We start from the raw sequence: 18,770 nt of genomic DNA on the forward strand, positions 1-18,770 counted from the left end.
TGTCACCAGGGTTGTTTGTAAGATGGAGAGCATCATGGGGTCGGTCTCGATGCAGTCACAAGCACAGTTACAGGCGGGCTCGCGCGGCGAGCGTCTATCTGCTTTTGTTGATGGCGAGCTGTTTGGCGACGCGCATCTCAATACGTTTTTTTCTGACCTGGATCACGCTGATCGTGAGGCCTGGTCCCGTTACCATTTGATCGGGGATGTACTGCGCTCGGATGAGCTAGCCGTCAGTCCGGCTGCCAGCAGCGCATTTTTTAGCGGTTTCGCGGCTCGTTTTGAGCACGAACCGCATGTTGTTGCCCCCGTCGCACGGCACCGCGCGCTTAATCTGGGCGCATTGCGTCGTCGCATGGTGCCGGCCTTTGCCGTTGCAGCCGCTGCGGCTACGCTGACATGGATTGTCGTGCCGCAATTGCAGGGACAGAGGGGAGGCACGGGTGGATCGCAGGCCAACACCTCCTATGCTTCCGTCATGCCCGCTAACGTGACGTCTGCATCGATGCAGCACGTGGCGCTGGCTTCCGCGGCGCGAATCACCCCAGCCGTGGCCGGTGACGATTCCAGCAATATCATCCGCGATGTGCAGCTCGATCAATATCTCGAAGCGCACCAGCAGTTTGCCCAGCAACCCGTGATGGCGGGTTCGATGCCCCTTATCCGGACAGCAGCCATGACGACGCAAGGTCAATAATCTGATGCAGACCTTGCGGTTGAACAAGACAACGCTTTGGGAGCGGCTACCTGAATTTCTGCTATGCGTGGCTGTGTTGTTGCCGGCCACGCCTTCCCAGGCTCAGACGCTCCTCTCCACTTCCGCATCGAATGAGCAGCCAGCGGCGCGTCTTGCGGCCGACTGGCTCAACCGCGTTCATCTGGCGGCACAACAACAAAATTACGAAGGCGTGTTTCTGTACCAGCGTGGGACGAGCGTCCAGTCATCGCGGATCGCGCACTACGCCACGCGCACCGAGGGTGAATTCGAGCAGATCGAGAGCCTCGACGGCAAGCCGCGCAAAATGCTTCGCCATAACGACGATCTCTATACCTTCGTTCCTGAGCGGCGTTTGTGCGTCGTCGAAAAGCGACAAAACAAGGATGTTTTTCCCGCTTTGCTCATGGCGGGCGGTGAGCCGGTGCTGGCAACCTACGAGCCGAAGCTGCTTGGCCGGGATCGGGTCGCGGGCACGGAAAGCCAGATCATCGAACTGACGCCAAAAGACGCCTACCGTTACGCCTACCGGTTGTGGGTAGATGTCAAAACAGGGCTTTTACTGCGGACCCAGACGCTCGATGCCAACGGACAGGTGCTTGAGCAACTGTCGTTTTCCCAGATTCGCATTGGTGTGCCGACCGACAAGGCCGCCATTGTCAACGGCATGCGCAACACGGCAGGCTGGACGGTCGTGCGTACACCGGTGCAGCCGGTTGATATGAAAGCGCTTGGCTGGCAGGTCAGTCCCGTGGTGCCGGGGTTTCGCCTGATTCGTGAGTTGCGGCGGCCCATGGCGGCCCGCGATGCCGGAGATCCGCCTATTCCAGTCGATCAGATGGTTTATTCCGATGGGCTGGCGGCTGTTTCGATCTTTATCGAACCGGTAGAAAAAAATACGCGCAAGGAAGGCGCGGGCAATAGTGGCGCGACCCACGTGCTGGTCAAGCGTCAGGGTGATTTCTGGATCACGCTGCTCGGGGAAGTTCCGCAAGCCGCGTTGCAACAGTTTGCATCTGCCATAGAATACAAGCCTCCCAGGTAATCAATTCTTCGGCGGGTTACACCATGATGATTTTCCGCGTGCGCACATTTCTTGCGGCCGCAGTAGTAGCGTGTTTGCCATTCGTTTCTCCGGCGGCCTGCGCGGCTCCTACCATCAATCTTCCCGATTTCGCCGATCTCGTTGATAAAGTAGGGCCGGCCGTCGTCAATATCCGCACGACTGCGCGTGATGCCGGAGACAACCCACAAGGTTTGCCGCCTGCGTTCGATGATGGCGATATGTCGGATTTTTTCCGGCGTTTTTTCGGCATTCCCATGCCGCAGGCGCCCAAACAGCCCGGCGTGCCGCGTAGCCGGAATGATCGCCGTCAGGACATGCCTGACAAGGGTGGGTCGGAACGAAATAGTGGCGTGGGTTCGGGCTTCATTTTGTCCGCCGATGGTTATGTGATGACCAACGCGCATGTCATTGACGGCGCTGACACGATTTATGTGACGCTCACGGACAAGCGCGAATTCAAGGCCAAACTGATTGGTGTCGATGAGCGCACCGATGTTGCGGTGGTCAAGATTAGCGCGGCTAATTTACCTGTCGTCACGGTGGGCGATTCGGACAAGGTGCGTGTAGGCGAGTGGGTACTGGCAATCGGTTCCCCGTTTGGCCTTGAAAATACCGTGACCTCGGGCATCGTCAGCGCCAAGGGCCGCGATACCGGCGATTATCTGCCGTTTATCCAGACCGATGTCGCGCTGAATCCTGGTAATTCAGGGGGGCCGCTGATCAACATGCAAGGCGAAGTGATCGGTATCAATTCGCAAATTTATAGCCGTACGGGCGGCTTCATGGGCATTTCGTTTGCGATTCCGATTGACGAAGCGATGCGGGTCGTTGAGCAGCTCAAGGCGTCTGGCCGGGTTGTGCGTGGCCGGATTGCGGTAGCCATTGGCGAAGTGACAAAAGATGTGGCTGACTCGCTAGGTTTGCCGAAAACGCAAGGGGCGCTGGTCAGTAGCGTCGAGCCGGGTGGCCCGGCCGACAAGGCCGGTGTGCAGCCAGGCGACATTATTCTGAAGTTTAATGGCCATCCCGTTGAGATAGCGGCGGATTTGCCACGCATGGTGGGCGGCACGAAGCCGGGAACCCGGGCCTTGCTGAGCATCTGGCGCAAGGGGCAAACACGTGAGGTGCCGGTGATGGTTGAGGAGATGCAAGCCGACGTGGCTACTGCCGTCGAGCAGCAAAAATCAAAGGCCCCCAAGCCGCGTGCAACCAACGTGCTCGGTATTGCAGTCAGCGATATTCCAGCGGATCAGTTAAAGGTGCTGAAGCTGCAAGGCGGTGTCCAGATCGAGCGAGTCGATGGCCCGGCGGCGCGGGCCGGCTTGCAAAAGGGTGATTTGATCTTGCGTGTGGGCGATACCGATATTGCTAATGCACGGCAGTTCGAGGCGGCAACGGCTCATCTCGATCCGCAAAAACGGGTGGCATTGCTGGTTCGTCGTGGCGAAACCACCCAGTTTATTCCGTTACTTCCGCGTCCGGCCGAGGCGTCCAGATAGAAGATACGAACGGGATGTCGCAACGGCTGATGCTTTACGGGCGTGCGTGGTGCCACCTGTGCGATGACATGCGCGCGGCGCTGGCACCCTTGCTGGCTGAATCGGGTGCCCGGCTTGAGGTTGTGGATGTGGATCTCGACCCGGCGCTCGTGCAGCGCTACGACGAACGGGTTCCCGTGCTGGTTTGTGACGGTGTGGAACTGTGCCACTACCGGCTGGATGAAGCCCGCGTGCGTGCTGCCCTGGCGCGGCCCGTGACCCAGCGTTTGAAGCCGTGATATTCGTGCGCGTGACAGGCTTGGCCATTCTGGCAAGGCGGCAATACTGAATACTCAATACCGAATACCGGTGCAATGTTTGCTGTTCGCGGACGGATTTGCCAACACAATCTGTGAGTAACTTTTGCGGTGGCGAGTCTTTTCCTCAGGGAAAGGAACAGGATGCCGTGAACGAGAAAGAAATCTCCACCACTTTCGCTGAACTCTCCGAATCAAATCTCCAGTTCGTACAGGAAATGCCACGTTTCATGCCCTGCTTGAAAAAGTGCCGAATTTGGCGCTGTCAGGCAAGGCATGTATATCTCATATTAATTCCATTGACCTGATGGTTTCTAAGTGATCAATTAACGGGTTTGGCAACTGACGTTGTGCCGCTGGTTCTTTTTCAGAGGGCAGAGAATGGCAGAGTTTGATCCATTACGACAGGGCGTCACGGGACGCCAGGCGTATTTTCTGGATGTGCCTGGCACGGGCAGTGCGGCGTCGCTCTCGGTCGTGTCGTTTACGGCAACCGAAAAGATGGGTGAGCCCAACGTCGCCACCGTCGAGTTAACCCACCCGCAGCAGCTCGCACGCGCCGACTATCTTAATCACGATGCGATTTTCAGGATCGTGTCCGACGACGGGATGTCGAGAGCATTCTCTGGCTACATAGAGTGCTTTTCGACCGTGCAGACTACGAAGGACTACACGAAGTACCAGGTGGTACTCAAGTCACACTTCGGGCGCCTGCAGGCGGGCACCAACACCCAGGTTTTCCAGCACCTCACGATCCCGCAGATTCTCCAGAAGATCCTGCGCGCTCACGGCATTCCCGATCACCTGATCTTGTTCCGGTTGCGCAGCAACTATTCCAAGGTGCGGTGGCGCTTCCAATACCAGATGACGGACTTCGACTATGTGCACATGCTCATGGAGAAGGCCGGCATCTATTGCTACATTGTCGAGACCGAGCACGGAGACCAGATCGTCTTCGGCGACGACATCGATCACTATATCTACGACCCGCGGCTCATTGTGCCGTACGGTGAGGCGGCTGGCCTTGAGGCGGCTGGCGTGGAAGCGGTCATGGCACTGAAGACGCACACGGAGATCGTGCCGCAGTCATTTGTGGTCGCGGACTACAACCCCGAGGCCGCCTGGGAGCGATTCAGGGACGAGGCCAACGTGGCCCCCCAGGATCCCACAAGCTACGGCCAGCCGTACATCTATGGCACCGGGCATCTGGACCAGGCGGGGGCGAAGTGGGAAGCGCAATTGCGTCATGAGGCGGCGATGGCCCGCCAGGTGATCTATGAAGGCGAGAGTAATGTCGTCGCGCTGCAATGCGCACGCGTGCTCGAAACCGACATCATGCTGCCCGATGCCCCCCAGGGGCAGGTGATGACTGAGATTACGCATAGCGGCGCGCGCGACCAGCCCTATTCCAACAAGTACAAGGCGATCCCTGCCAAGCGGCGCTTTCGCCTGCAGCTCGAACCTGCGAAGTGGGCAAAGATCGGCGGCACGCTCAGCGCACGTGTTTGCAGCCCGGACAAATATCCCTATGGCTACCTGAACGCTGCAGGATATTACGGTGTGCGGCTCGATGCGGATTTTGACGACTGGCCGAAGGGGGGGAGAGCGTGCCGCTGCGCCTGGCTAAACCGTTCGCGGGCAAGCTGCAGACCGGCATGCACTTCGTGGCGCTGGATAACGATGAAGCAAAAATCTCCTTCCGTGATGGCGATCCCGACAAGCCCGAAATCAGCGGCTTTCATCACCATTCACAGGCGCGGGACCTCGTGACGAATGACCGGCGCTGGCTCTCGCGTAACGTGATCCGCACGCAGAAGAACAACAAACTGCGCATGGAGGACTGGGCAGGCCAGGAAGGCATCAAGCTCAGCACGGAGCATTCGGGCAAGTCACAACTTAATCTCGGCTACCTGGTGAACAGCAAGCTGGAGTACCGGGGTGAAGGCTACGAGCAGAGGACGTCGGGCTGGGGTGCGCTCCGTGCGGGCAGGGGCGTGATGGTCACGACCTATGAGCGCCCCGGCGCAACCGGGCACCAGCTCGATATGCAGGAAACCATCGCGCAGCTTGAGAGCGCATTGGAACTCGCAAAGGCGCTTGCCGCGTCGGCACAAAGTGCCAAGGCCGAACCTGCGGACACCGACGCGCAGCAGCAGATCAAAGACAATCTGGACGGTCTGAGGACGCCGGGACTGCTGATGAGCACGCCCGCGTCGGCGGCGCTCGTGGCGGGCCAGGGCATGCAGTTCTCGGCGCAGGGCGACATGTCGGCCGTCGCCGGAAAGAACGCCGACTGGAGCGTGCTCAAGCGCTTCACGGTTGCGACGGGTGAAAAGATATCGATGTTCGCGCGGAGCGGCATCAAAATTTTCGCAGGCAAAGGTCCTGTTGATGTGCAGGCGCAGAGCGGTCCGATATCCCTTATCGCGGACAAGGACATCAGTTTCGCCAGCGTCAACGGCACGGTGCGTATCGTGGCGAAGAAGGAACTGATTCTGGAATGCGGTGGCGCATTCATCCGGCTCAAGGACGGCAGCATCACGCTTGGCGGTCCGTTTGACTTGTTTCTCAAGACGATCACCGTTCAAAAGAAGGGCAAGGAGTCGATGCATATTCCTGTGCCAGATCTCCCGCATGGCGGTTTTGGACCGTTCAGCCAGAAGCTCGCATTCCGCGATTTGACTGACGGCTCGCGCATGTCCCACGTGTCCTACAAGCTGTTTACTCGAGACGAAGATGTCGCGTCATTCGTTCTCGCCAGCCAGGGTGACAGCACAACAGGCGGGTCAAGGCGTACAACCAATCCGGATAGCGGCGACACGGCAGAGGCACTTCTTGGACAGGGCGAATGGGGAGTCGTCACGGATTCCGACATTGACCATGACCCGCAGCCGACCGGCTACACGGAAAACGATGATGCAAATGACAAATCGGAGCAGGCGTAATGGAATACGGCACCTATGTAGTAGCGCCGGGCGATACGCTCAGCAGGATCGCTCAAGCGCACGGCACTGATGTAGACCAGTTGGCGACCCTTAATGGCATACGTGAACCGAATTACATTTATCCTGGGCAAAAACTCAAGATTCCGAAACAGCCCGCACCTCAAGAGGATGGCGATGACTTTTATAGCGAACTGTGGATCAGGTTTGTCGACGCGGTAGGCAAGCCCATCGTCGACCTCGCTACGCGGGTTGTGACCACGAGCGGTGAATACCATTTCACCACGGACGATATGGGCTTAATTCCGCTTGTCCAGACGCAGGAAAAGGATGATAGCCCGCAAATCTTCGTCTCAAAGATGGGCGGCGGAGAAAAGAAAGTTGCGACACTCAAGCCTCACCCCGGAGTGCACCAACACACCTTGAGAAGCCCAAAGCACAAGATTAACGTTCCACTGCGCAAGCATGATGGGTTGCCGGATCATGAGCCGAGCAAGCCTGTCAAGTTGGAGCTAGGCGAAGTTCAGCATAATCGAGACCTTGACGGACATCCGGTTATTAACGTAGGGGTCGAGTGCCCGAACGCTGACAACCTACGGCTTGGCTCTAATTACAAGTATCGTGATTATGTAATCGGCGCAGCAAAACGCGCAGGTATAACGCCGCAATGCGTTGCGTCAATTATGAACGCAGAGGCTAAAAAGCTAACCACGCCGCAGACTAAACCGGTGTTTTCGAAGGGTAAAGCGGTACTAAATTCGGACGGGACGCCGAAGATGAAAACTATCCGAATAAGCACTGGCGAGTGGGATGGCAAGTCTGCGGCTACGAGCTCTTCTGCACGAGGGATGACCCAATTTTTAGATGGCACATGGATTGGCCTAGCCGTTAAACCGGGAACGTTTCTCTATCAAAAATTGGTGGGAAAAGGCTTGGTATCGATGGACGGAGGTATCACCAAGTTCAAACTTGCAGACCGGACGTATATCTCAGCAAAATCTCAATTGCTGTTGAAGTACGTTCATGGTAAAGCCACGTCGTCTGACGCTAACGTTCAGTCAGTTCTTGATATGCGTTTTGATGCTGAATCGGCAATTTACACTGCGGTTGACTATGGAATCGAGAATCTTTCTAGTTTACGGGCATCTGGTTTTCCAGTTGATGAGTTGAGTGATGCTGATAAGGCGAAAGTCATATATTTGGCTCACCATCTTGGACCTAAAGATGCGCCTGCATTTATAAAGAACGAGATAAGCAGTAATTATGCAAAGTACTTACTTACCCTTCAAGTTGGTCCGACTTTGGCGGCGCGTTTTGCGGAAGATAATTCTGGCAATTACACAAAAGGGCATCGTGATTGGTTAAATGGATTCGTAAATGGACATATCATCATCAAGACGTTCTCTTGTGACCAAAGCAAAATTCAGGAGGGTCGCGCTCTCTTGGATATAACCGATAGTCTTGCCGAAGGGTAGTTCAAAAAAAGCTAATTAAACGTGTATCAAGCTAACATTTCTATATGAAAATCATGCGCCGATTGATCGGATATATTGTGTCTTTCATCATCATTTTTGGAGCTGCTGCGTGTAACGGTGCTATTAACGACGGCGGGGGTGGACAGCTTCTGTCTAATAAGGCGATGGGTGATGTTTCGCGTGTATTGCCGGACAAATTATGCACTCGCGCATACGAAATTCTTCCTCAATGCGCCGATTTAGGCGATATATGTCCGAGTCGCCATGCGAGTGCGTATTTGCCGGGAGCACCGAGGAGCGTAATCGCGGCAATGCAAAAAAAGCAAGGCTTTAATGTCACTGCGTTCGATAAACATTGCCGAGATGTCTGCTCGAACCCCCAGTTGAGTGTTGATTACACGACGTTTAAGGGCGATGTTTGCAGGAGTAAGGATTGAATCGTGCTGGATTGGGTGGAGCAACTTACACCCGAAAACTGGTGAGAAAACAGTTACATTAACCTGCGGGCTCTAACGCCCGGTGTTACTGAAGATGGGGAGACGTCGGTAATAACAAAAGAGCTCAAGGATGGAAAGAAATGAAAATTTCAATCGGCGCTTTTAAGGCTGCAATTTGTTGCTCGGTTGCGCTCGTAACAGCCTCGCACGCTGAAGGCGAGAAATGGATGTGCTCCATAAAGAAGGATGGGGTGACACACAATCTTACTGTTAGATTGGTTGATAATAAAATTTCGGATTTTGACTATCTCGCTATCACACAGAGTGAGGTAGGCAAGAATAGTTGTTCCGTCCATCCCGTAGCGAAGGATATAGAGCATTCCGATGGGAATGCAATAGCGTTCAAGTTAATTGATTCGGATACGGCGAATATTAAAATGGTAGGTAATGTTGTAAAACTTGATCTTTCGAATGTCAATTTAATGAATTACTGCGGACAATCCACGACTATTGCATCGGAGATTCGTCTTAAAAAGGGAGTTCGGCGCTGCCTTTCTGTTGTAAACCAATAAGCATATTGGCTTATGCTACTCAGGGGGACGCTGCACGCGTACCTTGACCAGATTCTCACCGTCGAATTTGTACCAATCTCGATACTTAGCGCCTCGAAGCTTGAGGAATACGGCATCTGGCACCCATCTTGTTTCATCGATGAGTAACAGTCATCTAATAGGAATCACCACTGCAGGATTATCCCTGAAGTCGTAAAGAGAAATCGATGGCGGATTGTTCCCTCAATTATTGAAATCGTACATCAATATCCGATCAACCAAGCCCTTCTTTAAAGCGTGCTGGTCACATGATCCAGCGAATCCGTATAGTTTGTCGAAGGCAATCCCATTTAATTCAACAATACTGTACAGCCCATCGCCTCTCATTTTGTCAGCGCCGGAAATGGTTAACTTACCAGCCACTGTATTAACGGTTCGACATCCTTCGATATCTGATTCATCAGCAATCGCATTAAAGGATAAGAACATGGCAACGAAAAATGTCAGCGCAAGTAATTTTTTCATTTCCTCACTTCCTTAAAGTCTGGATTTTTACCACCAACAGCTGTGACCAAATCAAGTAGTGCTCGCACATCTTCCAACTGACTTGGGTCACATGCAAAATTCTTAAACTTAATGCCTGCGTTAATGAAATCGCTAAGCCAAAATCGGTGTGCAGCGATTATCCGATCCGGAGTTCAGGCAATGGCACTTCGTCCAGGCTGATGAGATCGTCGGGCCCGCTTGTCGTTCGGGTGACTATTCAGATCGCCTCGGACAAGGCAGGTGAATTCCCGGGGCCGATGTCGCAGGTTTCATACTTCGGATTGGGCCGCTACGGTATCTCGTCCCCGCAGGTCTTCTCCATGAATGCTCCGAGTTCCTGCCATGCTGCGCGCATTTCCCGCCAGTAACGGTACTGATGATCGTGCCGCATGAGCTGCCGCTTGAGCTGCTTCTCGAACTGGCCGAGCGACGACACAGGGTTCAGGCACCGCTCGATCACGATGGGCATCACGCCGAGCGTGGTTTCGCGGGACTGGTTATCGAAGCGGTAGCGGACGTGGCGTGATACCGAGCCGTCGCGCAGTGTGCGGTTGTCATCGGCCGCGCCGGGGCGCGACAGCGCGACTTCGGTAATTCGGTAATGGACTGCCCGATTTGCTCTCCCACGGCGTCCCCCGTAAACGGCTTGGCCCCGGAGGATTGTCGCGGACCGAATCCGCTGCGGCGTGACTGATAAGTTATTGATTTTATAAATAATAATGCGTATTCTCACACGCTGCGCCGCACGGGGAATCATGCCCGGATTTGCCCGTCGTTTGTGTGCATATCCAGACGGGTTTTCAGCAAGATCTGCCGGGCGCAGGCCTTTTCGGCTAAAATAGCGCGGCTTTTTCACCTATCTACAAGGCGTGCTCCGTAACCGTCCGAGCGCGCCTTTTTTGCTTGATCGGTACTGAATGGATCATATTCGTAATTTCTCGATCATCGCGCACATCGACCATGGCAAGTCCACGCTCGCTGATCGCATTATTCAACTGTGCGGTGGCCTGTCCGACCGCGAGATGGAGTCGCAAGTGCTCGACTCGATGGATCTCGAGCGCGAGCGCGGCATCACCATCAAGGCGCAAACTGCGGCCCTCTCGTATCGGGCACGCGATGGCCAGCGCTATAACCTGAACATGATCGACACGCCAGGGCACGTCGATTTCTCTTATGAAGTGAGCCGCTCGCTTTCGGCGTGCGAAGGCGCGCTGCTGGTGGTGGACGCGAGCCAGGGGGTTGAAGCCCAGACTGTCGCCAACTGTTACACGGCGATCGAGCTGGGCGTCGAGGTGGTGCCCGTTCTGAACAAGATTGACCTGCCCGCGGCCGATCCGGCTAATGCCATTGCCGAGATCGAGGACGTCATCGGAATCGACGCCATGGACGCCGTGCATTGCAGCGCCAAGACCGGGCTAGGCGTGGAAGACGTGCTGGAAGCGCTGATCGCCAAGGTGCCGGCCCCCAAGGGCGATCCTGAGGCGCCCTTGCAGGCGCTGATCATTGATTCCTGGTTCGATAACTATGTGGGTGTCGTGATGCTGGTGCGTCTGGTGAACGGCACGCTGCGTCCCAAGGACAAGATTCGCATGATGGCCACCGGTGCGGAGTATCCGGTCGAGCACGTCGGGGTTTTTACCCCGAAATCAAAAAATCTCGAGATGCTGTCCGCTGGCCAGGTGGGCTTCATCATCGCGGGCATCAAGGAGCTGACGGCGGCGAAGGTGGGCGATACCGTGACACTGCTAAAGCGTCCGGCGCTTGAGCCGTTGCCAGGTTTCAAGGAAGTCAAGCCCCAGGTGTTTGCCGGGCTGTATCCGGTTGAGGCGAACCAGTACGATGCGCTGCGCGAATCGCTCGAAAAACTCAAGCTTAACGATGCATCGCTGCAATACGAACCCGAGGTTTCGCAGGCGTTAGGTTTTGGTTTCCGTTGTGGCTTTCTGGGCTTGCTGCATATGGAAATCGTCCAGGAGCGGCTTGAGCGCGAATTCGATATGGATCTCATCACCACTGCGCCTACCGTGGTGTACGAGGTCGTGCAGCGCGATGGGACACTGCTGACGGTCGAAAATCCGGCCAAAATGCCTGATCCGTCAAAAATCGAAGAGGTGCGCGAGCCGATCGTCACCGTGAACCTGTATATGCCGCAAGACTACGTCGGGTCGGTGATCACCTTGTGCACGCAAAAGCGCGGCAGCCAGATCAATATGCAATATCACGGCCGCCAGGTGCAACTGACCTACGAAATTCCCATGGGTGAAATCGTGCTCGATTTCTTCGATCGGCTGAAATCGGTATCGCGTGGTTATGCCTCGATGGATTACGAGTTCAAGGAATATCGCGCGTCGGATGTGGTCAAGGTCGATATGCTGATCAACAGTGAAAAAGTCGATGCCTTGTCCGTGATCGTGCATCGTTCGCAAAGCCAGTACCGTGGCCGTGAAGTCGCGGCGAAAATGCGCGAAATCATTCCACGCCAGATGTATGACGTGGCCATTCAGGCCACGATCGGTGCGCACATCATCGCGCGTGAAAACATCAAGGCCTTGCGTAAGAACGTGCTGGCCAAGTGTTATGGCGGCGATATTTCGCGCAAGAAGAAATTGCTGGAAAAGCAAAAAGAAGGCAAAAAACGCATGAAGCAGGTGGGGTCGGTTGAAATTCCACAAGAGGCTTTTTTGGCGATTTTGCGCGTCGAAGACAAATAATACGAAGCAACGGAATCCTATGAATTTTGCCCTGATTCTTTTTATCCTTGTCATTTTGACCGGTGTGGCGTGGGTGGCGGACAAGCTGGTTTTTTCCCCACGGCGGCGGCGTGCCGCGGATGAGGCGGTTGCCGCATTCGACCGGCAGCAGGCCCGGGTCGGCGAGCGTTTTGCCGACGAAAATGCCGCCCAGACTCGCGCCCGGTTGCGCGATGAGCAGTTGCGCCAGCCCTGGTGGCTCGAGTATTCCGCCAGTTTTTTTCCGGTCATTCTGGTGGTGTTTCTGGTTCGCTCGTTTGTTGTCGAGCCGTTCAAGATTCCATCAGGCTCAATGATTCCGACGCTGCAAGTCGGCGATTTTATTCTGGTCAACAAATACGATTACGGCCTGCGCTTGCCGATTCTCAATACCAAAGTGACCGAAGGTCGGCCACTTGAGCGGGGCGATGTCGTGGTGTTTCGCTTTCCCAAGGACGAATCAGTCGATTTCATCAAGCGTGTTATTGGCCTGCCAGGCGATGTCGTGGCTTACCAGGACAAGAAGCTCAGCATCAACGGCAAACCCGTTGCGGAAACGCCGCTGTCCGATTATTTCGACGATGAGCGGCTCAATTATGCGAAACGCTTCGAAGAAGACCTGGATGGGCGCAAAAACGCCATTCTGAATAACGCTGCCGTCCCGCCGTTTATCGTGGGCGCCGAGAATTTCCCCGGACGCGATAACTGTACGTACAACGACCGCGGCGTGACTTGCAAGGTGCCCGCCGGCAGCTACTTCATGATGGGTGACAACCGCGATAACAGTCTCGATAGCCGTTATTGGGGGTTTGTGCCCGACAAAAATATCGTAGGACGGGCGTTTTTCATCTGGATGAATTTCGGCCAGATGAAACGTATTGGCTCGTTTCACTGAGTTTGCACCGCGTTTGCTGGCCGGTTTGCCTACCGGTTTTCTCTTTAGCCTGGATGCATGACGGCGCATCGCTCATCGCGGCGATGCGTTGCTGTTTTAGGCTCCGGTATCTGGCAAGCCACCGTCCCCGGTTGTCCCTTCTGCCCGCCTTTCAGGCGGGCCTCGTGCCCGCGTTATACTCTGCCCCATGCCTTTATCTCCGTTGGAAAGCCGGTTGCGCTATGAATTCCGCAATGCGGAATTGCTGCACCAGGCTTTAACTCACCGAAGTCATAGCGCCACGCATAACGAACGGCTCGAGTTTTTGGGCGATTCCGTTCTGAATTGCGGGGTGGCTGCACTTTTATTTCAACGTTTCGGCAAACTCGACGAAGGCGATTTATCGCGGGTTCGTGCCAATCTGGTCAAACAGCAATCCCTTTATGAAATCGCTCAGGCCCTGAATATTTCAGACAACCTGAGGCTTGGTGAAGGCGAGCTGCGCAGCGGCGGTTTCCGTCGCCCGTCCATTCTTGCAGACACACTGGAAGCGATTTTGGGCGCAGTGTTCCTGGATGGTGGATTTGAGGCGGCGCAGACCGTGATCAAGCGGCTTTATGTGCCGATTCTCGACCATATCGACCCGCGCACGCTGGGTAAGGATGCCAAAACGCTGCTGCAGGAGTATTTACAGGGTCATAAGATCGCGCTACCCACCTACACCGTGGTGGCGACGCACGGCGCCGCGCATAACCAGCAGTTTGAGGTGGAGTGCACCGTGCCGAAGCTGGAGGTGAAGGTGTCGGGGGCTGGCGCCAGCCGCCGGGCGGCAGAGCAGGCCGCAGCCCGCAAGGCGCTGGATGAGGTGCTGGCGAGTGCGCCTGCTGCGGTTGGCAAGCCGCGCCGCTCGAAGGGGGCGCGTGCGGCGAAGCATGCTGAACTGGAGATCGTCCCGGGTGTGACCGGCGTTCAGACGGCGCTCGATTTGCGCGCACCGGAGCGCAAGCCCGAGCGCGCGGCGCGTGCCGATGCTCGTGCGGGTACGGTTCTGGAAGCGATGGCGCGGCCGGATGGCCATGCGCCGCTGGCGATGATCCGTGCGGTGCATGTCGAATCGGTCCCGGTGGCCGGGACTGAAAAAGACAAGGACAAAGACAAGGACAAAGACAAGGACAAAGACAAGGACAAAGACAGGCCGGAGCGGACGGTGCGTAGCGAAAAGCCGGGCGTATCCACCACCACGCTGAGTTTGCCGAAAACCGAGGCTAAAACCGAGGCACCACCCGCCGCTGCACGCGACGACGACAAGCCTGGCCCGCACGATTTAACCCTCGCGTCTTCCGCGGCTGTAGCCGATGCCTCACTCGAATCGACTAGTCCTGAGGCCGCCTCCGTCCGCATCAGTGATCCTGGCCATTGAGCCTGGTCATTGAGCCTGGCCATTGAGCCTGCCTTGCCCGCAACGCGTGCCAGACGGCATGTGCCTCACCCCATAACTTGTCGTAGCCAACTATGAATAGTCCCAGCTCCAGCCCCACTCCTCCTGGTTTTCGTTGCGGCATGGTCGCCATCGTGGGTCGCCCGAACGTGGGCAAATCGACGTTAATGAATGCGCTTGTTGGCCAGAAGGTCAGCATCACGTCGCGCAAGGCCCAGACCACGCGCCATCGCATCACGGGCATCCATACCTTTGACGACGCCCAGTATATTTTTGTCGATACCCCCGGTTTCCAGACGCGTCACAGTGGCGCGCTGAACCGTTCGCTGAACCGGGCCGTGACGTCCACACTGACCTCGGTCGATGCCATCCTGTTTGTCATCGAAGCGGGCCGTTTCGGCCCGGACGACCAGAAGGTCCTCGATCTGATTCCGCCGTCGGTGCCGACGCTGCTGATCGCCAACAAGATCGACCGCATCCAGGATAAAAGCGAGCTTTATCCCTTCATGCAAAAGATGGGCGCGTTGCGCGATTTCAGCGAAATCGTGCCGCTGTCGGCCAAGCATCCCGATGACATCAAGCGTCTGCTGGCGACCGTCAAGCCGTACTTGCCAGAAGGCGTGCCGATCTATGCGGAAGACGATCTGACCGATCGCAGCGAGCGTTTTCTGGTGGCTGAAATCCTGCGTGAAAAAGTGTTTCGCTGGACGGGTGACGAGTTGCCCTATACCAGCACTGTGCTGATCGACAAGTTCGAAACAGAAGGGCGCTTGCATCGCATTTTTGCCACGATCCTGGTCGAGCGTGATACGCACAAGGCAATGATCATCGGACAAAAGGGCGCCAAGCTGAAGCAGATCAGTACCGAAGCGCGTCTTGACATGGAAAAGCTTTTTGGCGGCCCGGTTTACCTCGAAACGTTTATCAAAGTGAGGAGTGGCTGGGCTGACAACGAAGCCGGACTCCGCGCGTATGGGTACGAATGAAGCTGCATTGACCCTGCAAACGGGCGAGGGACCCGACGCTCATGTCCTGGCCCGTGCGCCTTTGTTACCGCCCGCTGTCGCGTCGGCGGCGCCGGAGGTCTGTGCTACACCCACGCAGCGGCCGCCGCGCCCGTCCGCGCCCGGTTCGCGGATCACGGAACAGCCCGCGTTCGTGCTGCACAGCTACCCGTACCGCGAAACCAGTCTCATCATTGACGTGCTGTCGCACGATCACGGCCGCCTCGCGCTCGTCGCAAAAGGGGCCAAGCGGCCCCATTCGGCATTGCGTGGCGTCTTGCAAACGTTTCAGCCGCTTTCGCTGTCGTGGTCTGGCCGCTCGGAGCTGCGCACGCTGACCGGCGCGGAATGGGTGGGTGGCATGTTGCCACTAGCCGGTGATGCGCTGCTATGCGGCTTTTATGTCAATGAACTGCTGGTCAAATTTTGTGCCCGCGAAGACCCTCATCCCCAGTTGTTCCAGCATTACGTGCTGACACTGACCCGGCTCGCGCATGATGAGCCGCCCGTTCAGGTATTGCGTTCGTTTGAACGTGTGCTGTTGCGCGCGACCGGTTACGCACTTGCGCTGGACCGCACCGTGACGCGCCAGGCGGTGCAAGCCGGACAGCGTTACACGTTCGATCCTGAGCGCGGCGTGTGCGAGGTCTCGGACACACTACCCGCGCATTGGCCGGTTATCCAGGGGCAGACTTTGCTGGACATGGAGCGGGACGATTACCATCAACCGCAGACGGTCGCCCAAAGCAAGACACTGATGCGTTTTTTGCTCAACCACTATCTGGGCGGCACGCCGTTGGCTACGCGCCAGATTCTGATCGACTTGCAAAACCTATGAGCTTCTTTTTGACTTCCCCCGATGTGATTGACCTGGGTGTCAACATTGATCACGTGGCCACGCTACGCAATGCGCGTGGCACGGCCTATCCCGACCCCGTGCGTGCCGCGCTCCTGGCCGAAGAAGCGGGCGCCGATGCGATCACACTGCATTTGCGCGAGGACCGCCGACATATCACGGACGCCGATGTGCGCGCGCTGCGGCCGCAGCTCAAAACCCGGATGAATCTGGAGTGCGCGATCACCCAGGAGATGCTCGATATCGCTTGTGAGGTGCGCCCGCACGACGTATGCCTCGTGCCAGAAAAGCGCGCGGAACTGACGACCGAAGGCGGGCTGGAGGTCGCGGGCCAATTTGAATTGGTGCGCGCGGCCTGCGCGCAGCTCGCGCAAGCGGGCTCGCGCGTGTCGCTCTTTATCGACGCGGACGAGACGCAGATTCGCGCCGCCCATGAAGCGGGCGCACCGGTGATCGAGCTGCATACGGGCCGTTATGCCGATGCCCATGACGCCCACGCGCAACAGCACGAATATGCCCGCATTGTGCGCGGGGTTGAACTCGGCATGGCACTCGGCCTCAAGGTCAATGCCGGGCACGGGCTGCATTACACCAACGTGCAGACGATTGCCGCGATCGCTGGCATCGCCGAGCTTAATATCGGGCATGCCATCGTGGCGCATGCCATCTTTGCCGGCTGGGATAACGCGGTGCGCGAAATGAAAGCGGTGATGGTCGCGGCACGTCTTGCCGCACAGACATAAGGCGGAAAACGGGATGACGGTCTATGGCATTGGCACTGATATCGTTCAGGTGAGCCGCGTGGCAGCGGTGATGACGCGCACGCGTGGCCGCTTCGCGGAAAAAGTGCTGGGCCCCGATGAGTTGCGGATCTATCACGCGCGCCATGCGCGCTCCGCCGCCCGTGGCCTTGCATTTTTGGCGACCCGTTTTTCCGTCAAGGAAGCTTTTTCCAAGGCGATTGGTCTTGGCATGCATTGGCCCATGACCTGGCGCGCCCTGCAGACGCTGAATGAAGCCAGCGGCCAGCCCGTGTTGCGCGCATCCGGAGAGTTGGCCGCATGGCTCGAGGCACGCGGCATTAGCGCCCGCGTCACACTGAGCGACGAGCGTGATTATGCGGTGTCCTTCGTGATCGCTGAAACCGCCGAGGCGGCGCCTGCGTTGGCCACGACTCATTCCTGAGCGGCCTGATGTGCCTTCAGGTGCGTCCTTGGCGCATCACCCAGGCCCTAAGGCTGCGAGCGCCGCGTTTTTTCAGCCATGGAATGCACCAACTAAACACGAAACACGGAAAACGGAAACGATGAAAAATGCTCCAGGACCGGTAATGCTCGATGTCTCGGGCCAGACACTCAATGCGGATGATGTGCGTCGTCTGTCGCATCCGATGACTGGTGGCGTGATTCTGTTCAAACGGCATTACAGCAGCCGCAAGCAGCTTGTGGCGCTGACGGACGCGATTCACGCGGTGCGCCCTGATCTGCTGATCGCGGTCGATCACGAAGGTGGCAGGGTGCAGCGCTTTCGCACCGATGGTTTTACCGTGCTGCCCGCGATGGCCCAATTGGGCGCGCTATGGGACAAGGACGTGCTGCAAGCGACCAAAGTGGCCACGGCGGTGGGATACATTCTGGCCGCTGAGTTGCGCGCCTGTGGCATTGACATGAGCTTTACGCCCGTGCTCGATCTGGATTACGGGCACTCGCAAGTGATCGGCGACCGTGCTTTTCACCGTGATCCACGGGTGGTGGCGATGCTGGCGAAGAGTCTGAATCATGGTATGGCCCTGGCGGGGATGGCGAACTGCGGCAAGCATTTTCCTGGGCATGGTTTTGCGCATGCGGATTCACACGTGGCGCTGCCGGTTGATGAGCGCCCGCTCGATACGATCTTGCGCGATGACGTGGCACCTTATGAATGGCTGGGGCTATCGCTGGCGGCGGTGATTCCGGCGCACGTGATTTACCCGCAGGTCGATTCGATGCCCGCTGGTTTCTCGCGGGTCTGGCTCCAGGATATCTTGCGGCGCAAGCTGCGTTTTCCGGGCGCGGTATTCAGTGACGATCTTTCGATGGAAGCCGCCCGTCAAGGCGGCACGCTGACCGAAGCCGCGAGCGCCGCACTCAATGCGGGCTGTGACATGGTGCTGGTGTGCAATCAGCCTGATGAAGCGGGCAAGGTTCTCGATGGGCTGCGTTTTATTCCGTCGAAGGCCTCGCAGCGCAGGCTGCGGCGCATGCGGCCGCGCGGCCGTGCGCTCAAATGGAGCAAGCTGGTCGCCGAGGCGGAATATCAGTCAGCCCAAACGCTGTTGCGCCACGCTTTTGCCTGAAACCCGT

General features: G+C 56.9%; 16 protein-coding genes and 1 pseudogene. 15 read left to right on the forward strand and 2 right to left on the reverse strand.

What is annotated here, in order from left to right; all coding sequences use genetic code 11:
• Nucleotides 1-34 precede the first annotated feature (34 nt).
• The 7 genes and pseudogenes from GH657_RS05775 (at nucleotide 35) to GH657_RS05805 (ending at nucleotide 9,002) form a co-directional block, all read left to right on the forward strand.
• Nucleotides 35-697, forward strand: a complete 663-nt coding sequence (locus GH657_RS05775; RefSeq protein WP_153099824.1) for a sigma-E factor negative regulatory protein — start codon at nucleotides 35-37, stop codon at nucleotides 695-697.
• 4 nt (nucleotides 698-701) lie between these two features.
• Nucleotides 702-1,760, forward strand: a complete 1,059-nt coding sequence (locus tag GH657_RS05780) for a MucB/RseB C-terminal domain-containing protein (RefSeq protein ID WP_153099825.1) — start codon at nucleotides 702-704, stop codon at nucleotides 1,758-1,760.
• Nucleotides 1,761-1,783: 23 nt separating this feature from the next.
• Nucleotides 1,784-3,280 carry a DegQ family serine endoprotease gene (locus GH657_RS05785; protein WP_153099826.1) on the forward strand — a complete coding sequence of 499 codons (1,497 nt, stop codon included), beginning with the start codon at nucleotides 1,784-1,786 and terminating at the stop codon, nucleotides 3,278-3,280.
• A 14-nt stretch (nucleotides 3,281-3,294) separates the two neighbouring features.
• Nucleotides 3,295-3,558 (forward strand): glutaredoxin family protein, encoded by a 264-nt coding sequence (locus GH657_RS05790; protein WP_153099827.1) that lies wholly within the window; start codon nucleotides 3,295-3,297, stop codon nucleotides 3,556-3,558.
• A 399-nt stretch (nucleotides 3,559-3,957) separates the two neighbouring features.
• Nucleotides 3,958-6,521: pseudogene (locus tag GH657_RS05795) on the forward strand (type VI secretion system Vgr family protein).
• Nucleotides 6,521-7,993 (forward strand): LysM peptidoglycan-binding domain-containing protein, encoded by a 1,473-nt coding sequence (locus GH657_RS05800; protein ID WP_153099828.1) that lies wholly within the window; start codon nucleotides 6,521-6,523, stop codon nucleotides 7,991-7,993. Before GH657_RS05795 ends, GH657_RS05800 begins: the two are co-directional and overlap by 1 nt.
• Nucleotides 7,994-8,570: 577 nt before the next feature.
• Nucleotides 8,571-9,002 (forward strand): hypothetical protein, encoded by a 432-nt coding sequence (locus GH657_RS05805; protein WP_153099829.1) that lies wholly within the window; start codon nucleotides 8,571-8,573, stop codon nucleotides 9,000-9,002.
• A gap of 222 nt (nucleotides 9,003-9,224) precedes the next feature.
• Here GH657_RS05805 and GH657_RS05810 read toward each other — a convergent pair whose 3' ends face one another.
• Together GH657_RS05810 and GH657_RS05815 are read right to left on the reverse strand one after the other, a co-directional pair.
• Complete coding sequence (locus GH657_RS05810; protein ID WP_153099830.1) at nucleotides 9,225-9,506, reverse strand: hypothetical protein; 282 nt, start codon at nucleotides 9,504-9,506, stop codon at nucleotides 9,225-9,227.
• A 310-nt stretch (nucleotides 9,507-9,816) separates the two neighbouring features.
• On the reverse strand, nucleotides 9,817-10,284 hold the full coding sequence (locus GH657_RS05815; RefSeq protein ID WP_153099831.1) for a hypothetical protein: 468 nt from the start codon (nucleotides 10,282-10,284) through the stop codon (nucleotides 9,817-9,819).
• A 160-nt stretch (nucleotides 10,285-10,444) separates the two neighbouring features.
• Here GH657_RS05815 and lepA point away from each other — a divergent pair, with 160 nt between their 5' ends.
• The 8 genes from lepA to nagZ all read left to right on the forward strand — a co-directional run bounded on the left by lepA (nucleotide 10,445) and on the right by nagZ (nucleotide 18,763).
• Entirely contained in the window at nucleotides 10,445-12,238 is a 1,794-nt protein-coding gene (gene lepA, locus GH657_RS05820; RefSeq protein WP_153099832.1) for a translation elongation factor 4, read from the forward strand.
• A gap of 19 nt (nucleotides 12,239-12,257) precedes the next feature.
• A complete protein-coding gene (lepB, locus tag GH657_RS05825) occupies nucleotides 12,258-13,151 on the forward strand; it encodes a signal peptidase I (protein ID WP_153099833.1) in 894 nt (297 codons plus the stop codon).
• Nucleotides 13,152-13,338: 187 nt separating this feature from the next.
• A complete protein-coding gene (rnc, locus tag GH657_RS05830; RefSeq protein ID WP_153099834.1) occupies nucleotides 13,339-14,550 on the forward strand; it encodes a ribonuclease III in 1,212 nt (403 codons plus the stop codon).
• A 140-nt stretch (nucleotides 14,551-14,690) separates the two neighbouring features.
• The gene (gene era, locus GH657_RS05835; RefSeq protein ID WP_153101653.1) at nucleotides 14,691-15,554 is read left to right on the forward strand and encodes a GTPase Era; all 864 of its coding nucleotides are present in this window, start codon (nucleotides 14,691-14,693) and stop codon (nucleotides 15,552-15,554) included.
• The gene (recO, locus tag GH657_RS05840; RefSeq protein WP_153099835.1) at nucleotides 15,541-16,410 is read left to right on the forward strand and encodes a DNA repair protein RecO; all 870 of its coding nucleotides are present in this window, start codon (nucleotides 15,541-15,543) and stop codon (nucleotides 16,408-16,410) included. The genes era and recO overlap by 14 nt, the downstream gene beginning before the upstream one ends.
• Complete coding sequence (gene pdxJ / locus GH657_RS05845) at nucleotides 16,407-17,171, forward strand: pyridoxine 5'-phosphate synthase (protein WP_153099836.1); 765 nt, start codon at nucleotides 16,407-16,409, stop codon at nucleotides 17,169-17,171. Before recO ends, pdxJ begins: the two co-directional genes overlap by 4 nt.
• Before the next feature lie 13 nt (nucleotides 17,172-17,184).
• The gene (gene acpS, locus GH657_RS05850) at nucleotides 17,185-17,613 is read left to right on the forward strand and encodes a holo-ACP synthase (RefSeq protein WP_153099837.1); all 429 of its coding nucleotides are present in this window, start codon (nucleotides 17,185-17,187) and stop codon (nucleotides 17,611-17,613) included.
• Nucleotides 17,614-17,734: 121 nt separating this feature from the next.
• Nucleotides 17,735-18,763: a beta-N-acetylhexosaminidase gene (gene nagZ, locus GH657_RS05855; protein WP_153099838.1), complete on the forward strand. Its 1,029-nt coding sequence runs from the start codon at nucleotides 17,735-17,737 to the stop codon at nucleotides 18,761-18,763.
• Nucleotides 18,764-18,770: the final 7 nt, after the last annotated feature.

The sequence above is a fragment of the Paraburkholderia hayleyella genome, assembly GCF_009455685.1.
Lineage (GTDB): Bacteria > Pseudomonadota > Gammaproteobacteria > Burkholderiales > Burkholderiaceae > Paraburkholderia > Paraburkholderia hayleyella.

What these genes read in the sequence shown, in the direction of transcription:
- acpS (WP_153099837.1), top strand. Translation starts at nt 17,185, where the DNA reads ATGACGGTCTATGGCATTGGCACTGATATCGTTCAGGTGAGCCGCGTG.
- rnc (WP_153099834.1), top strand. Translation starts at nt 13,339, where the DNA reads ATGCCTTTATCTCCGTTGGAAAGCCGGTTGCGCTATGAATTCCGCAAT.
- GH657_RS05780 (WP_153099825.1), top strand. Translation starts at nt 702, where the DNA reads ATGCAGACCTTGCGGTTGAACAAGACAACGCTTTGGGAGCGGCTACCT.
- GH657_RS05805 (WP_153099829.1), top strand. Translation starts at nt 8,571, where the DNA reads ATGAAAATTTCAATCGGCGCTTTTAAGGCTGCAATTTGTTGCTCGGTT.
- GH657_RS05790 (WP_153099827.1), top strand. Translation starts at nt 3,295, where the DNA reads ATGTCGCAACGGCTGATGCTTTACGGGCGTGCGTGGTGCCACCTGTGC.
- lepA (WP_153099832.1), top strand. Translation starts at nt 10,445, where the DNA reads ATGGATCATATTCGTAATTTCTCGATCATCGCGCACATCGACCATGGC.
- GH657_RS05800 (WP_153099828.1), top strand. Translation starts at nt 6,521, where the DNA reads ATGGAATACGGCACCTATGTAGTAGCGCCGGGCGATACGCTCAGCAGG.
- GH657_RS05785 (WP_153099826.1), top strand. Translation starts at nt 1,784, where the DNA reads ATGATGATTTTCCGCGTGCGCACATTTCTTGCGGCCGCAGTAGTAGCG.
- pdxJ (WP_153099836.1), top strand. Translation starts at nt 16,407, where the DNA reads ATGAGCTTCTTTTTGACTTCCCCCGATGTGATTGACCTGGGTGTCAAC.
- GH657_RS05810 (WP_153099830.1), bottom strand. Translation starts at nt 9,506, where the DNA reads ATGAAAAAATTACTTGCGCTGACATTTTTCGTTGCCATGTTCTTATCC.
- GH657_RS05775 (WP_153099824.1), top strand. Translation starts at nt 35, where the DNA reads ATGGGGTCGGTCTCGATGCAGTCACAAGCACAGTTACAGGCGGGCTCG.
- lepB (WP_153099833.1), top strand. Translation starts at nt 12,258, where the DNA reads ATGAATTTTGCCCTGATTCTTTTTATCCTTGTCATTTTGACCGGTGTG.
- recO (WP_153099835.1), top strand. Translation starts at nt 15,541, where the DNA reads ATGGGTACGAATGAAGCTGCATTGACCCTGCAAACGGGCGAGGGACCC.
- nagZ (WP_153099838.1), top strand. Translation starts at nt 17,735, where the DNA reads ATGAAAAATGCTCCAGGACCGGTAATGCTCGATGTCTCGGGCCAGACA.
- GH657_RS05815 (WP_153099831.1), bottom strand. Translation starts at nt 10,284, where the DNA reads ATGATTCCCCGTGCGGCGCAGCGTGTGAGAATACGCATTATTATTTAT.
- era (WP_153101653.1), top strand. Translation starts at nt 14,691, where the DNA reads ATGGTCGCCATCGTGGGTCGCCCGAACGTGGGCAAATCGACGTTAATG.